Source organism: Legionella sp. km535 (assembly GCF_003990085.1).
GTDB lineage: Bacteria > Pseudomonadota > Gammaproteobacteria > Legionellales > Legionellaceae > Legionella > Legionella moravica.
The window spans coordinates 58,589-73,650 of sequence record NZ_RZGU01000012.1 but is presented as its reverse complement, the minus strand read 5'-3'; the positions used below and the strand labels follow the sequence as shown (position 1 = coordinate 73,650).

The window sequence follows — 15,062 nt, the reverse complement described above, 5'->3', positions numbered from 1 at the left end:
GTTTCTTTGGCTGCATCGGTCTTTTGATGACCTCATATTGCCAGCATGGAAGCATTAAGGGAATGGATCCCGCGGTCATAGCCGCGGGAATTCGGTTGAGATTTAAGCAAGCATCACATTTCGAATGAGATGTGAGCAAGCCCTCCACATCGAATTTATGCGACATTGACCTCGGAATTGAGCTAGCGCAGTTATCCTGAATCCTTGGAGCAAAGCCCTGTCTCTTAGTGACAAGTATGGAATCTTGGAGAAAAGTCAGATTTGCGTGCAGGTTGAGCGAAAACCATTCTGAAAAAGCGCAGCATAGATGGCTATGTGAGCATTTTTCAGAATGGTTTTCGCTCAAAATGCACCAAATATGGCTTTTCAATGAATTGTGCGCAAGACTCAGGAGCAAAGCCACAGAAATCCGAAGTGCAGTATTAGCTCCCATCTCAACCGAATTCCCGCGGCGAAGACCGCGGGATCCATGATGGTGGCATCGAAATATAAGATCCCGCGGTTTTCGCCGAGGGATTTCAGCTGAGATTTATTCAGCTATAGCAACTGCTTGATGCTAAGACATAGTTGCTCCAGAGAGCTTTCCTCGAAATTTTAAAATAAATTTATTGCTGAAGACTTATTTCAAATGGAGTCAAGCGAATTACTGTGTTGACTCTTTTCGAGATTTTTTTTGACTGAGAACTCGCCTGAATGTTTTGAATAATAAAATGGTTTGTTTTTTATTTTCTCTGGGATGAACTTCAGTGCATTTTAAGCGTAAAGTCTCATAACGGCATAGAAAAATAGAAATCACTGGAGATAAGGCCGGTATTTTTTCACTCAGCGAATGACACTGTTGTTTTAATGTTGCGGAAGGGTGAGTTGAGACATTAAAGCGTTTGAATTCTTTTTGTAAAAGATGATATTCAATAAGCAACGGATCTTTGTTTCTTCTTTGCCGCCATTGATAGTATAGCGCATATGACATAATAAACAGCAGCATACTGACTATAGATGCCTGCAGTAATTGCCCCATCCTCCACTCTTCAAGTCCCACTTTTTCCAATAAGTTTCGCTGTGTATCCTGGTTATAAAACAACAACCATCGTTCAGCAAAAAATTGAACTGAATCCCAAAATAATCGGGAACGTTGTAACCATGACATACTGGAGATGCTGGACCATTCTGTTTGATTCAAGCGGTTGGTTCTTGCCTCTTGAATGGAGGGCTCGATACGTTCAGAAGCGATAAAGAGGGTGGGATCAAATTCCTGCCAGCCAATACCTTCCTGCCAATATTCTAACCAGGCATGAGCATCATTCTGTCTTATCGTAAGGTAGCGTGCCAGAGGATTCCACTCACCACCCTGATAGCCAACTACTATTCGCGCCGGAATCCCGACTGAACGCAGTATAACGGTCACAGCGCTGGCATAGTGCTCACAAAATCCTTTTTGTGTGTCGAACCAGAATTGATCCATTTGATTTTTATTTGACATTAGTACGGGTGGGGTCAAGCTATACCAGAACGATTGCTCATTAATGTATTGTTTCAAGAAAGCAATAAATGATTGCGGGTTTTTATTCAGTTGTGCAAATTGCTCTTTTGCCCAAATAGTTAAGCGAGGATTGCTGTTTCCTGGTAATTGAGTGGTTTGAATTAGTTCTTTTTTACTGAGTTCATGGTAGGGGTACGATTGTACTTTCAGAGCATATGATACCCGTTGATTAATCAGTTCTTTATTCTGACTGATTAATCCATAATTAACCGAAAATAAGAGCGTAGGACGAGAAAATTCAGGATAGCCAAGATAAAATAACCATTTTTTTTGGTGTGGCTCCAGCAGTACTTCATAATCGGCGGTTTCAGTCGGGCTGAGTTCCTGTAACGGTGGAAATACTGATGCATCGTACCAGCCATGATTCCAGCTTATGCCATTATACAGACTTAAAATTAATCCTCGCCAATATCCATTCAAAACCGGTTTTTTATTGAACGTAACTCTCATGGCAATAGTGTCATCTTGAATCAGATCAGCAATGGAACCTGGGTTCATTTGTTCGCTGAATCCGGTATGCATTCCTCCTGGGGATGGAACTTGCCATAATGGAGGCATTCGTGGAAAAATATAAAATAAAATGATGCTTAGTGGTATTCCTATGAGCATCAGTTTGATGCTTTTTCCACTGCTTATATTCAATGGGGCTTGTGGGGCAGTTAATTTGAGCATTAAAGACAAGTTGGTTATGATGCCTATAATTAAATAGAGAATAATCCAAAGCTCTTGTATGACGAGAAGCGCAGAAAAAATTAAGTAAAAATTACACAACGCCAGTACTTTTAAATCGCGGAAATGATGTATTTCAATAATCTTCAGTCCAATAAAAGTGAGTAAGAAGCCTATAAATAATCCACTGGACATCATGCTGCCATAATGTACTTTCAACAAAACCAGACAGACAGCCACCAGAGTAAAACGAATCCATTTATTGAGCATTGGTATGCCATAATAATCTGCAAGCAGTCGATATCCCATGGCGCTCAGAACCAGGACACACATCCACCATGGTGCGGTGAAAAAATGAGGAAGATAACAAAGCAGCATGACGAATACAGCGTATTTTGTGGTACTGATAAGGACTTGTTGAGAGTGGGGGCTGTTCATTTGAATAGAGCCAGTTGTCGTAAACAGTGACGTAAATGGTGTTCACCCCGGCCAAAAGGAGTTGCATTTTGAGTCAAATCCAGACTATAGACCAGACCATTTTGTTCTGCGGTGAGTAACCAATAGCACAAGTTTTGCAGTTTTATTTCAATCGGTTCCATTGGCAAATCGTTTAACTTGAACTGCCAATAATCTTCTTCTGTATTGTCTCGGGTTTTGAGATACCACCCTTGTCCTTTTGCTGCTATTTTCCAGGCAATAAGATTTGGCTGAACCCAGGGATTTTCTACTTGCTTTAAATCAAAAAACTCTTCATCTCCCTGAGCATTTTTTCTTTTGCCCTGTTGATTGGAGACTGGTGGCGGCCAAAAATCAGGTGACAGGGCGCTGGGGTAGACATAATAATGCAGGTCGAATCGCGCATACCCCCAAACTTTAAAGATTCCAAAGGGATAAAGACTGGATATTTTAATTCGGGGCAGAGCGAAGCAACCCCGTTTTGTTGTTTCTACGGGCAAGATAAATTGCATCCCTTCTGGATGGATTTTTTCTATTCGTGTAACGGGCTGATTTGCAATTTGAAATACCACTCCAAACCGTGTTTTGGTGTTGGGTTGAATGAGCAAGGTCACTTGAGCTGGTTTTCCTTGCGGCGTGTCTTCAACAGAAATCAATTGGATTGATAAATCTTTTAGATTGGAATGAGCTTCCCAGGCACTGGTTAGTCCTATAACTGCCATCAGAAAGGTCATTAAAAACAAAGTGCTTATTTGATAATTAATTGCCCCGGAACACAGGGTGAGCACGATAAGACCATAGATCCAGCCAAGACCTGAAGGCAATATGTAGACATTGTTTGAGCCAAGAATTTGTGGATTCGTTAATGGGGTGCGATTGTTAATCCATTGATTCCAATAGTTTTTACTTTTAATTTTCACTTGATTTATCACACTGGGACCTCAACTTCATTTATTAATAGTTCTGTTGCAGATAATTGCGTGTGTGATTTTTTGATGATTAAACGGTGATTAACCACCGCTGGCATTACAGCCTGAATGTCGTCTGGACGAATGAAATCACGTTCCTCAGTTAGTGCATAGGCTTGTGCTGCTCGAATTAAACCCATGCCTGCTCTTGGACTTAGGCCATGATGAAACCATCCTTGATTCCGGCTGGCCGCAAGTAGTGATTGAACATAATCCAGTACCAGATCAGAGATCTGAACATTTTGACTTTGATGCTGCAACTCGAGTAATTGATCTGGATTGATGATGGGCTTCAATTCGGAATACTGGTTATGCAATCCGGGCGATTTTAACAACAACCGTTCCGCTTCTGGTGGGGGATAGCCAATAACCAGACGCATCAGAAACCGATCGAGCTGGGATTCGGGCAGAGGGTAGGTTCCAGTATGATAAGAAGGGTTTTGAGTTGCGATTACAAAAAATGGATTCGGCAACGGTATCGTTCCTTCATCTGTCGTAACCTGCTTCTCTTCCATTGCTTCTAATAAGGCACTCTGAGTTTTGGGTGTTGCCCGGTTTATTTCATCCGCAAGAATCAGTTGAGAGAAAACAGGTCCTTTGTGAAAACAAAAGGATTTGAGCTGACTGTCGAATATCGATACCCCCAGAAGATCACTGGGTAGCAGATCACTGGTAAATTGAATTCGTTTGTAGTGCATCCCCGTAAGTTGTGCCAGGGCATGACTGAAGGTGGTTTTACCCATGCCAGGGATGTCTTCAAGGAGCAAATGCCCATTTGCCAGCAAACAGGTTATCCCAAGTCTCACTACTTCTTCTTTCCCTAGTAGCGTATGACTTAATGCTTGTTGTAATTGTTTTATCATGTGAAGTCATTTTCAAGATGATTATTACAAAGTATAGACAGGGCTTGCTGATAAAGCCCAATCTCTTTGTTAAAAGGAGAGATGTAGTCATTTAGTTTATTTAAATTCTAAACGTCATCTCCAGTGATTAGCGTCAGCCTTACATGATTAACTATTCTGCAGAATTTGCTCCAGCTCCCCAGAGGCTTGTCTGGAAAAATTGATTAAATCAGCTTCCTCATCAAAGAACTCAAATGATTTAAGTAACGCGGCTTCATCATGTTTTTGGAAGGCGTTGGCTTTTTTCTCAATGTCTTCCTGTTTGTATCCAACAAACTTTAAAATTTCTTTGGTCATGGTTAATGAGGAATCGAATAGTTCACGTTTAAAATAATCAACTCCTGCTTTATGCAATTCATAAGCATGACGACGATTGCGGGCTCGGGCATAAATTTTCAGATTAGGAAAGTGCTGTTTTGCCATTTTAACTATTTTTAAATTCGCGTCAGCATTACCGACAGTTACTATTAATAATTTTGCGTGCTCGGCTCCAGCGCTTTTTAGCAGATCCAGGCGATTAGCATCTCCAAAATAACCTTTGTAGCCAAATTTCCTCAGTAACTCAATTTGTTCCGGATTTTTTTCCAATACGGTTATTTTAATGTTTTCACCATTCAGCAGACGACCAATGATCTGTCCGAAGCGGCCGTATCCCGCAAGAATAATTCCATTTTTTTCGTTGATGGAGTCGTATTCTCGCTCAGGAAGTAAGCTCATCAATTTAGGAACGACATAACGATGGTATATTAACATCAGAAAGGGAGTAGTCAGCATGGATAAGGCGACTATAAGTGTGAACATGGCTCTGGCGTCAGCACTTATTACTTTTGATGCTCCTGCATATTGAAATAGAACGAAAGCAAATTCTCCACCTTGTGCTAAAGCAATTGCGAAGCCTATGGTTTGAGTTTTAGTCAACTTAAAAAGTCGACCAAGATAAAACAGAACGGTTATTTTTATCACCACCAAACCGAGAACGGCAGCAGTTATCAACAGCATGTTGTTGTAGAACAGATTGAAATTCATCCCCATTCCTACAGAGATAAAAAACAATCCCAGCAGCAACCCTTTGAAGGGCTGTATGTCTGCTTCTACAGTGTGTTTGTATTGGGAGTTTGCTAATACTACCCCGGCAATAAATGCACCTAAAGCAGGGGAAACGCCAATCGTTTCCATTAATAAAGTGATTCCGACAACCAGAGCCAGGGAAAAAGTAGTAAATACCTCACGTATGTTGGTTCGGGCAATAATTAAAAACAGATGTCGTGATAAATAATGTCCAGTTAAGATAACCGCGCCAATAACGCCAGAAACCAAAAGCGCGTGCTGCCATTTAGGCAGGTGCGCAATGAAGGGATGCGCATGAAGATTGATTGGCGCAACACCTCCGTTTTGAGCCAACAGGGGCATGATAATGAGAATAGGAATTACTGCGATATCCTGAAATAATAAGACTGCAAAGGACGTTTCTCCTTCTGCAGTTTTTAGAAGGTTTTTTTCCTGGAGCATCTGCAGAACAAGAGCTGTAGACGATAGTGCCAGCGACATGCCTACGGCCAGACTGGATTGCCAGCTGTACTGCATGAGCACTCCAATGCTCGTGATGGCCGCCGTGGTCATGACGACTTGAAGACCGCCTAACCCGACAATCAACTTTCTTAGTTTCCAAAGCATGATGGGTTCTAATTCCAGACCAATTAAAAACAGCATCATGATGACCCCAAACTCAGCAAAACTCATGATTTGCTCTGAATTGCCTATGAGTTTTAATCCAAAAGGGCCTATAAGTATTCCTACAGTCAGATAGCCAATGACCGAGCCTAGTTTAAACCGATTGGCAATGGGTACCATGACGCTGGCTGCTGCAAGAAAAATAAAAATATTTAAAATCAGGTGATTATTCATTCTGTATGCCTAAAGGTAACGTTATTTTTCGTGACAATTTTTAAATTTTTTACCACTGCCGCAGGGGCAGGGACTGTTACGAGGAATCGTGGGATTCCTGTTTTTGTTTTCCAATTGCCGGGAAGTACCATCCACATAAAACCAAATGTTGTGTTCTTGATGAAACTCACTTAACTCATGAATGGTTTTTAATTTATTTTGTTCAAGAAATACAGCCGAAAACTCAACAAATCCCTTTTCAGGTGTTTCCAGATAAGACTGCAACACGTTTAAATTTATCCAGGTAACACGCTCTGACCATGCTTTGGCTTCATCAGGGTTGAAATTGATTAACGGTTTGCCTTTCATCGTCTTTGTAATGTAATCAATTTTAGCTAAACTGTAAGCAGTGTATCGTGAACGCATGAGTTGTTCAGGGTGTTGTGGACATTGGTTATCATCTATGTACATTCCACAACATTCATTGTAGCTTGTTTGCGATCCACAAGGACAAAGTGACATTGAATTCCCTGAGTTGGTTAGATTGTCGAAATTATATAAGACTTCAGTTCATTTGAATACCTTGGCGGCCTTTCCTGGCACCATCTCGTGAGGTTTTGGACTGTTATGCTGCGTTAAAAGATAAGGAAGCTAAAGCAGATGATTACATTATTTCAGTTTTATAGGCTTTGGGGATTACCTAATGCCAGTCCCTTTTGTATGAAAGTAGAAACTTATTTACGAATGGCACGCATCCCTTATGAAAATAAGTTTGTAAATAATCCACAAAAAAGCCCCAAAAGAAAATTGCCTTATATCAAGATGGATGGGCAGCTCTATCCTGACAGTGAGCTCATTATCGACGTATTGAAAAAACGCTTTGGCGATGAGTTGGATAAGGATCTGACCCAGGAACAAAAAGCACTGGCTGAGTTAATCGAACTTGCTTTTTGTGAGCGATTGTATTGGGTGGCTGTCTATATGAGATGGCAGAATGATGCGGGTTGGGAACATTTGAAAAAAACAATGTTTGGTGCATTACCCACTGTTTCCAGATTGTTTATCCCTAATTTAGTACGAAAAAACATGCTGAAAGAACTGGATTTTCAAGGCATGGGAAGACATAACCTCGATGAGGTCTTGCTGTTGGGAATAAAAACCCTGAATAATCTTGCAATCATTCTGGGTGAAAACAACTATTTCCTGGGTGAGAAGCCAACCAGTATTGATGCCACAGCTTTTGCTTTTTTAGCCAATATCATTTGGACACCCTTGGACGATCCTTTTAAACAGCATGCGCTGAAGTTGCCTAATATCGTTGCTTACAGCAATCGAATGTGGGATGAGTATTACCCCGATTTTGAAAAACCACAATTAAATTAAACAGGAACCAATTAGATAAGGTGATCTTTAAATCGTTTGAAGACGATTACAAATGAATCAACATTCTGAGCAGTCAGCTTTCCTGTCTTTTTAAATCCAGCCCGAATGCACACCCTAATTCGGGTTTGCGTTGGCGGGAAATCGACGAATCCAAATTATCATTTCACTTATAGACTAAGCTTGAATAGATACTTGCTAAAATAAAGGGAGTTTTATTATGTGTGGTCGATTTGCTTTAGCTGCGCCTGCTGCAAAAATTAAAGCGCAGTTCCAAATTGAAGAGCTGGAAGAATTGTCTCCGCGCTATAACATTCCTCCTGGACTGGATATTTTATTTGTTTGTCACCTGGATAATGAGCAATCTAATTCTGCATTGTGGCTACGTTGGGGTTTAGTTCCGTTTTGGGCTAAAGATAAAAATATAGGAGCTAGTCTTGCTAATGCCCGTGCCGAGACCGTTGCAGAAAAACCTGCCTTCCGCCAATCGTTTAAATCGAAACGGGGTGTTATTGTGATGAGCGGTTTTTTCGAGTGGCGGCAAGGAATTAAAAAGCAGCCCTTTTATTTTAAAAATAAACACGATGACTTGTTGGCGATTGCTGCTTTGTGGGACAGGTGGCAAAGCCCGGATGGTGAATTAATCCAATCCTGTTGTTTGATTACAACGTCAGCCAATGACCTCATGGCTCCAGTTCATAACCGTATGCCAGTCCTGTTAAATAGTGATTCAATGAAGGTATGGATGGATAATTCACGGTGCAATCAATCCGAGTTATTGAATCTTCTAAGTCCTTATTCAGGTTCTGATTTAATGTGTTATCCTGTGACTACGAAGATGAACAATTCTCGATTTACTCTTCATGAATCGATTGAACCCATTGGGTAAATTTTTTTATTAAATGAAATCCGTGAGTTATCTTGGGTTTGCAATTATTTGCCCTCGCCATAGTTTACAATACCTTTTTTTAAGCCTATATTTGAATAGTGTTACTTAATTCAAGTTGAGGTATGGCGATGAGTCATGGCGGCAAACGAGATAATGCAGGGCGCCCAAAAGGACAGGGGAAGTATGGGGAATCGACCAAAACACTTCGAGTCCCGGTATCTCGGATAAACGATGTTAAAGGTTTTTTGGAGGGGAGTACCTCTTATAAGATTCCTTTATATGGCAGTACGGTTCGCGCAGGGTTTCCTTCTCCTGCGGATGATTACATCGAGATGCATCTGGATTTAAACGAGCACCTAATCAGGCATCCAGCCGCCACTTTTTTCGTAACTGCTTCGGGTGATTCCATGACAGGGGCAGGCATTGCTTCAGGGGACATGTTGGTGGTTGATCGCAGCCTTGAGGCAACTCATGGAAAAATAGTGATTGCCGCGATTAATGGGGAATTGACCGTAAAGCGTCTATCACGTACCGCAGGAAAAATTCAGTTGTTACCCGAAAACAAACAGTATCAGCCCATTGAAATTACCGGAGATGAGGATTTGGTAATTTGGGGCGTTGTGACACACGTTATTCATCCGGCGAGTTGATGATGTTTGCTCTGATCGATTGCAATAATTTTTATGCCTCCTGCGAGCGTTTGTTCCGGCCTGATTTACGAGATAAGCCCATAGTCGTTTTATCTAATAATGACGGTTGTGTGATTGCTCGTTCTAATGAGGCTAAAGCACTCGGTATTGCAATGGGCGAGCCTTTTTTTAAAATTAAAGCATTGAGCAAGCAGCACTGTGTCCAGGTTTTTTCATCAAACTATACCTTATATGGCGATTTATCCCAGCGTGTCATGTCTCTGATTGAATCTTCATGGCCAGAGGTTGAGATTTATTCTATTGATGAAGCATTTATTGACTTAAGTACCATGCCGCCTTCCATGCATGACTCTTTTTGTATTCAATTACAAAAAAACATTTTAAAATCGATTGGAATTCCTACATCCATTGGCATCGGTCCTACGAAAACTCTGGCAAAGATTGCAAACCATATTTGTAAAAAAGAGCTAAAAATACCGGTGTTCAATGTTAGTGAGCAACGGCATTGGTTAGGAAAAATCGGTGTGGGGGATGTCTGGGGAGTAGGGCGTCAGTGGCAAAAAAAATTAATGAATAAGGGAATTTATACTGCCTTGGATTTGGCACAACTCAATGCCCACGTGATTAAGAAACAATATAATATCGTACTCATGCGCACGGTCATGGAATTGCAAGGAATATCGTGCGGCGGATTGGAGGTCTGTGAGCCCAAACAAAGCATTATGTCGTCTAAAAGTTTTGGCGAGATGCAAACTCAATTTTCCTCTCTGGCTCAAGCGATCAGCAGCCATTGTGCCAGAGCCTGTGAAAAAGCACGCCGTCAAAATCTGGTGGCGCAGCGTGTGTATGTATTTATTCGTGGCAATCCTTTTCGTCAGGATTTGGAGCAGTACTCCAACAGTATTGAATGTCGTCTGGTCAATCCCACAGATGACACCCGAGTTATTACAAAAATTGCGAAACTCTGTTTGAAAAAACTGTTTAAACCCGGAATTCATTATAAGAAAGTAGGGGTGATGCTTGAGAATTTAGTGGATAAATCAGCGAGGCAACTGGATTTATTTCATCAACCCAGCGATGAAACGCTGGTTAAAAAAGACGTCTTGATGTCTGTATTTGATGACATTAATACCCGATTTGGGAGTCACACCATTAAACTGGCAGCCGAAGGATATTCTAAACCCTGGGCTATGCGTGCTCAAATGCGCTCACCTTGTTATACTACACGCTGGAACGAATTACCTGTTGTTATTAATCGCACGTAAAAGAGTGCTGCAATTTAATAAAGGCACTATAATGGGCTAATCACTTGAAAAATTGCATCTTTGAGTACCTTTATGATTGAACTTTCTGTGAAAGAAGTATCAGAACATCCCGATTACCAAGTGTTAAATCGAATCAATACGGTGCTGCCGCAACGAGTAGCCACTGATCCCAAACAATTTATCGCTACTATTATCGATTTAGAAACGATGGGACTTCATGCGGCACAGCATGAAATTCTCGAGATTGGGATGTTGAGCTTTTCTTTTACAACAGGGGATGGGATCCTCGCCATTGTTGATTCGTACAACGAACTGAATGATCCAGGCAAACCGATTCCATCAGAAGTAACCAAGGTAACTGGTATTACTGATGAGGATGTGAAGGGGAAAGCCATTGATTGGAGTTATGTTGCACACATTTTAAAACAAACGCACCTTATTATTTGTCATAACAGCGGATTTGATCGTAATTTTTTAGAGCTGCAAACCCCTGAATCCATTTCAGGCTTAATAAAAACTATGCCTTTTGGCTGCACTATTCATGATATTGATTGGAAGGGCAGAGGAGTTGAAAGTTCTAAACTGGACTACATCAATTGGAAATTGGGTTATTTTTACGACGGACATCGAGCCTTGAATGATTGTTGGGCGACCTTGAATCCCTTGGTTCAGTGCGAAGGTGCTTTTGAGGAGTTAAAAGCCAATGTTCGCAAGAAAGAAACGTTAATTTGTGCCGTTAATGCGCCTTTTGATAAGAAAGATATATTAAAAGGCCGAAACTATCGTTGGTCAGATGGCAGTGACAAGCTTCCCAAAAGTTGGTGGACTTGTGTGTCTAGTGAACGCTTGGCTGAGGAAAAAATATGGCTTGACGAAGAAGTGTACAACAAAAGTGGGGCGAGTAATTCAATTCCTCAAATGGAAATCACCGCACGAAAAAGATACTCATTCAGAGCACAGTGCCTTGATTGATTGCATGTCGTCTATTAAATCTCAGAGTGATTTTAATGTATCAATTTAAATTGGTTTTTTTCAAAAATCGTGCCAGTCAAGACTGTTTTTTTAATTTCTTTATTGTTAAGATACACCATCTAATATCCATAAGTACCATTCCTTTCTTGTGGATAACTTTTCCTTAGTACTCAGATTGTTCCTTTAGCTTTAACGCCCAATTTTTATAACTCCTTGCCACATATGGATTATCTCATTTTTTATTGTTGCTTAAAATCATTACTTATCCACATTTTCTGTGGATATCTCTGTGAATAGACTCTTAGTCATCTTGTTGACCCAGTAGTTTAATGGGTTGATTAGGTCTTACATATGGTGCTAAGGAAGATTTCGTGATCGCTCCGCTGTCTATATCCCTGTTCAGCACTTTGGCGTTGTTGCCTCGATCTGATCGAGTAAGGCTCCACCTTGTGCTTTATAGTTCCATTCTTGTGCGCATAAAACAGGATCACATAGCCATCATGACTAAATTGCTTTGATAATACCTCAGGTAAATTATCAGTAATCAATTCTTCAAAAACTGCGAGACGGTTGTTTTGCAACAATTCGGAGGGTAATAATTGTTTGAAAAGCTCGTTAAAATATCCTTTGATACTCCAACGAGAATCCTTGATTTGGCGAATAATTTCCTTTTGTAAATCCCGTTCATTGTTGGACATAGTCATATCATTCAAATTGATAATTTGACATATTATAAATTTTGAACATTAAGAGGATATTAACGCACTGCGTCATTTGTCATAAATTAACAAATAATGACTTATATCAATACATCGCATTGAAAAAAATTACAGAGTGTTTTCAACTTTTCGCAGTGATTAAAAAAATGATTGTTACTCGAAATAAATTAGCAAAATAGTTTCAGTCAAGACTGTTTTTTTAATTTTTTTGTTGTTACTATGTTAACCCTGATATCCAAACTAGCTGTTCTTTTCTTGTGGATATTTTTTCTGGTTTCCTACTAATTTTTTCAGTCTAAAAATCAACTTTATAGCTAATTCCTTGCTGTATATGGGGTATTTGTACTTATTTTTTGATGTCGGCTTGATTTGTTATCCACATTTTCTGTGGATATCTCTGTGAATAGGCTCTTGGCATCTTATAGATTCAACAGGTCTAGGGGGTGATTCTGTCTTATACATAGTGCTAATGCAGAGAAGGATTTAATAAAGGTACAGCGGTTTCATTATTTCAGATCGGGCTCAATGGTGAGCCGAATTGAAATAAATCCATGAGCTAAGAGAATCAAGATTACATTGATGGCGAATGTGTATCTAATGAGTTTGTATCATTTGGAAGATTATTATCACTTACAACCGATGTTCTTTCGGCTGGAGAATTCTTATTTTGTAACTCATCCTCATCCATCATGTCCCAGTCATCAACTGCCTGTGCAGCCGAGTGGGTTGAGTGGGTTGCGGTGTCACTGAGCATGTGGTCTATTTTAGACCAACTCGTTGATTCAGGTTGGGAAACATTAGAATGAATAACCTCTTCATTGGAGGTGTTAAAGCCAATGAAATTTAAAAATCTTTGCCACAGGCTGGGCTTTACTGGTTGTGAATGAACATCAATATTTGAAGATCCATGCGCGACAAGCTCTCTATTGTATTCAATGACATTAGGTTCATTATCTTCAGTATAGGCTGTAATTTGTTGTTCAATTGTAGTGGGAGTTCCAGTGGGATTTGCTCCAGCAAGATCCATGATATTTCTGCTCGTCCATGCGCCGCAGTGGGTATCATTATTCTGAACGCCTTGATACCGTATTTCAAATCGAGTTCCCTGGGCTTTTTTTGCACCGTAGATTGTGCTTAACCCTTCAATCAATAATTCGTTCATTGCTGAGCTAGGATATAAAAAAGAGACTATCCAGGGTCTTGAATCCAGTACAGTTGCTTTATTTGTTTGAGGATCATAATGCAATGTGACCCAATGATTGCGAGGGAATAGACCTAATATTTTTTGTTCTTCCGTAACAGGTAAAATTATTGGTTTCTGTTTCTCTGCTTCGGGCAGGGTACTGAGGGTCTCAAATGCTTCCTTAATGGTTTGCAATTGTTGGGCTCGTGGATTAACCGTGTCAGTCGCTGCATCCAGTACTATCGCGTGGTCATTGGTGTAATAGCTCGGGGCATCAATGCCGCCGGCAATCGGTCTGATGGCTTGCGGAGTTAAATTAGTACTGATGACTTTACGTAAATCACTTGGTTGATAACGTCCATCTAAAGGCATGTCTGCACCTCTAAAAAACATAATGGTCAATAACAGTATAGCCAACTAACCTTAAGGAATCTTTAACACGTCGAATAATAAGAAGGACGGGCCAGGTTTAAGTTGATTAATATGCCGGATAAGTTTTTATGTCAGGGCTTGAGATCTGATGATCTGATGAATGAAATTTCACCATGGTATTCATATTCATCGGGATTAAAGTTGTTGAGTATTTCGGTACCATGGGTATTAATGACTTGTTTTAACGTATCGCATACGATTACTTCAATATAATCGGCAATAGAAAAGGATTTACGGCGTTCCAAATTATTTATTTGTACGGTTAAGTCTACAATTTCTTTCTCACCGTAAGGGGTATTGGGTTGAGCTCTTTTTCTTCGGTTAAATAAAGTAATGATTTCTCCATCCAATTTTTTAAGTTCTTCTTTATAGTGCCTGTATAAGGACATTTCTATATGCGCAATGACTGATTGAGGTTTTTCAGCATGATCTCTTAAGAGGTCAACGCAGGACTTGGAAATTAATTTAATTTCATCAAGATAATTTGACTGGGGATCCCCTGCTTTTCGAACTTTCATGGCACTGATGCTGTGCTCGGAGATACTACAATACAGCTCTTTTTTTGATGTCACCGGTTTGCCAGGAGATGGGTCTTTAGACATGATGGACTTCCATTTCTAAATTACTTACTCTAATTATAGCAGTAAATGGTTGTTTTTTGATCACTCCCTTCCTGATTTAGTCCTGGCTGTAGTAAGAAAACGCGATCTCATCATCCAGGGGCTGCTGAGAATTGCTCCCTTAGCCTACGTTCCGAGCTTTATGCGCGGAATCCAGGAGTTGCCTGTTTGCTCGCAAACAGGAACATAGTTACTCAAGCTTCTCAATCGAAGTTTATAGTTTGTGCATCAAATCCTGGTTGCAAGCAACTGAATCTTATACACATCTTCACAAACCAGTCCGGTTTTACTGCATGGATCCCGAGGTCTTCGCCGCGGGATTTCGAAATGCAGTATGCACTCACATATCATGCGAATTCCCGCGGCTGTGACCGCGGGATCCCGTGTTTTAGCACAGCCATCCTGGTTCTGCGATCAAATCCGCTAGTCGTGGGCAAGATGTGCTCAAGAGACAGTTGCGAGCAACCAGGCTACTTAACTGAGACATAGTTGATCTGGAAATGGTCTCATTAAAAGCAGGTTCATTTTAGTGA

At 40.5% G+C, this 15,062-nt stretch carries 13 protein-coding genes; 5 read left to right on the top strand and 8 right to left on the bottom strand.

Annotated features, from left to right (window positions below; translation table 11 throughout):
- Positions 1-643: 643 nt before the first annotated feature.
- The 5 genes from ELY21_RS08590 to ELY21_RS08570 form a co-directional block, all read right to left on the bottom strand.
- Positions 644-2,647: a DUF3488 and transglutaminase-like domain-containing protein gene (locus ELY21_RS08590; RefSeq protein WP_127108712.1), complete on the bottom strand. Its 2,004-nt coding sequence runs from the start codon at positions 2,645-2,647 to the stop codon at positions 644-646.
- Positions 2,644-3,597 (bottom strand): hypothetical protein, encoded by a 954-nt coding sequence (locus ELY21_RS08585; protein WP_199741679.1) that lies wholly within the window; start codon positions 3,595-3,597, stop codon positions 2,644-2,646. Before ELY21_RS08585 ends, ELY21_RS08590 begins: the two co-directional genes overlap by 4 nt.
- On the bottom strand, positions 3,594-4,496 hold the full coding sequence (locus tag ELY21_RS08580; RefSeq protein WP_127108710.1) for a MoxR family ATPase: 903 nt from the start codon (positions 4,494-4,496) through the stop codon (positions 3,594-3,596). The genes ELY21_RS08585 and ELY21_RS08580 overlap by 4 nt, the downstream gene beginning before the upstream one ends.
- 147 nt (positions 4,497-4,643) lie before the next feature.
- Complete coding sequence (locus ELY21_RS08575; RefSeq protein ID WP_127108708.1) at positions 4,644-6,440, bottom strand: monovalent cation:proton antiporter-2 (CPA2) family protein; 1,797 nt, start codon at positions 6,438-6,440, stop codon at positions 4,644-4,646.
- A gap of 21 nt (positions 6,441-6,461) precedes the next feature.
- Positions 6,462-6,941, bottom strand: coding sequence for a YchJ family protein (locus ELY21_RS08570; protein ID WP_127108706.1), 480 nt, complete (start codon positions 6,939-6,941; stop codon positions 6,462-6,464).
- Positions 6,942-7,079: 138 nt separating this feature from the next.
- Between ELY21_RS08570 and ELY21_RS08565 the strand changes: the two genes are divergently transcribed.
- The 5 genes from ELY21_RS08565 to ELY21_RS08545 all read left to right on the top strand — a co-directional run bounded on the left by ELY21_RS08565 (position 7,080) and on the right by ELY21_RS08545 (position 11,575).
- Positions 7,080-7,802 (top strand): glutathione S-transferase family protein, encoded by a 723-nt coding sequence (locus ELY21_RS08565; RefSeq protein ID WP_127108704.1) that lies wholly within the window; start codon positions 7,080-7,082, stop codon positions 7,800-7,802.
- A gap of 217 nt (positions 7,803-8,019) precedes the next feature.
- Positions 8,020-8,688 carry an SOS response-associated peptidase gene (locus tag ELY21_RS08560; protein ID WP_028383903.1) on the top strand — a complete coding sequence of 223 codons (669 nt, stop codon included), beginning with the start codon at positions 8,020-8,022 and terminating at the stop codon, positions 8,686-8,688.
- 128 nt (positions 8,689-8,816) lie between these two features.
- On the top strand, positions 8,817-9,338 hold the full coding sequence (locus tag ELY21_RS08555) for a LexA family transcriptional regulator (RefSeq protein WP_127108771.1): 522 nt from the start codon (positions 8,817-8,819) through the stop codon (positions 9,336-9,338).
- Positions 9,339-9,340: 2 nt separating this feature from the next.
- Positions 9,341-10,603, top strand: a complete 1,263-nt coding sequence (locus tag ELY21_RS08550) for a Y-family DNA polymerase (RefSeq protein ID WP_127108769.1) — start codon at positions 9,341-9,343, stop codon at positions 10,601-10,603.
- Positions 10,604-10,675: 72 nt separating this feature from the next.
- Positions 10,676-11,575, top strand: a complete 900-nt coding sequence (locus ELY21_RS08545) for a 3'-5' exonuclease (RefSeq protein WP_127108702.1) — start codon at positions 10,676-10,678, stop codon at positions 11,573-11,575.
- 338 nt (positions 11,576-11,913) lie between these two features.
- On the opposite strand, the gene ELY21_RS08540 is transcribed toward ELY21_RS08545, so the two are convergent.
- The 3 genes from ELY21_RS08540 to ELY21_RS08530 form a co-directional block, all read right to left on the bottom strand.
- Positions 11,914-12,273, bottom strand: coding sequence for a hypothetical protein (locus ELY21_RS08540; protein WP_127108700.1), 360 nt, complete (start codon positions 12,271-12,273; stop codon positions 11,914-11,916).
- Positions 12,274-12,865: 592 nt separating this feature from the next.
- Positions 12,866-13,849, bottom strand: a complete 984-nt coding sequence (locus ELY21_RS08535; RefSeq protein ID WP_158618534.1) for a hypothetical protein — start codon at positions 13,847-13,849, stop codon at positions 12,866-12,868.
- Between the two features lie 131 nt (positions 13,850-13,980).
- Positions 13,981-14,511, bottom strand: a complete 531-nt coding sequence (locus ELY21_RS08530; protein WP_127108696.1) for a hypothetical protein — start codon at positions 14,509-14,511, stop codon at positions 13,981-13,983.
- Positions 14,512-15,062: the final 551 nt, after the last annotated feature.

Coding starts and splice junctions, on each gene's coding strand:
- ELY21_RS08590 (WP_127108712.1), bottom strand. CDS start 2,647: ATGAACAGCCCCCACTCTCAACAAGTCCTTATCAGTACCACAAAATAC.
- ELY21_RS08580 (WP_127108710.1), bottom strand. CDS start 4,496: ATGATAAAACAATTACAACAAGCATTAAGTCATACGCTACTAGGGAAA.
- ELY21_RS08575 (WP_127108708.1), bottom strand. CDS start 6,440: ATGAATAATCACCTGATTTTAAATATTTTTATTTTTCTTGCAGCAGCC.
- ELY21_RS08570 (WP_127108706.1), bottom strand. CDS start 6,941: ATGTCACTTTGTCCTTGTGGATCGCAAACAAGCTACAATGAATGTTGT.
- ELY21_RS08565 (WP_127108704.1), top strand. CDS start 7,080: ATGATTACATTATTTCAGTTTTATAGGCTTTGGGGATTACCTAATGCC.
- ELY21_RS08560 (WP_028383903.1), top strand. CDS start 8,020: ATGTGTGGTCGATTTGCTTTAGCTGCGCCTGCTGCAAAAATTAAAGCG.
- ELY21_RS08555 (WP_127108771.1), top strand. CDS start 8,817: ATGAGTCATGGCGGCAAACGAGATAATGCAGGGCGCCCAAAAGGACAG.
- ELY21_RS08550 (WP_127108769.1), top strand. CDS start 9,341: ATGTTTGCTCTGATCGATTGCAATAATTTTTATGCCTCCTGCGAGCGT.
- ELY21_RS08545 (WP_127108702.1), top strand. CDS start 10,676: ATGATTGAACTTTCTGTGAAAGAAGTATCAGAACATCCCGATTACCAA.
- ELY21_RS08540 (WP_127108700.1), bottom strand. CDS start 12,273: ATGTCCAACAATGAACGGGATTTACAAAAGGAAATTATTCGCCAAATC.
- ELY21_RS08535 (WP_158618534.1), bottom strand. CDS start 13,849: ATGCCTTTAGATGGACGTTATCAACCAAGTGATTTACGTAAAGTCATC.
- ELY21_RS08530 (WP_127108696.1), bottom strand. CDS start 14,511: ATGTCTAAAGACCCATCTCCTGGCAAACCGGTGACATCAAAAAAAGAG.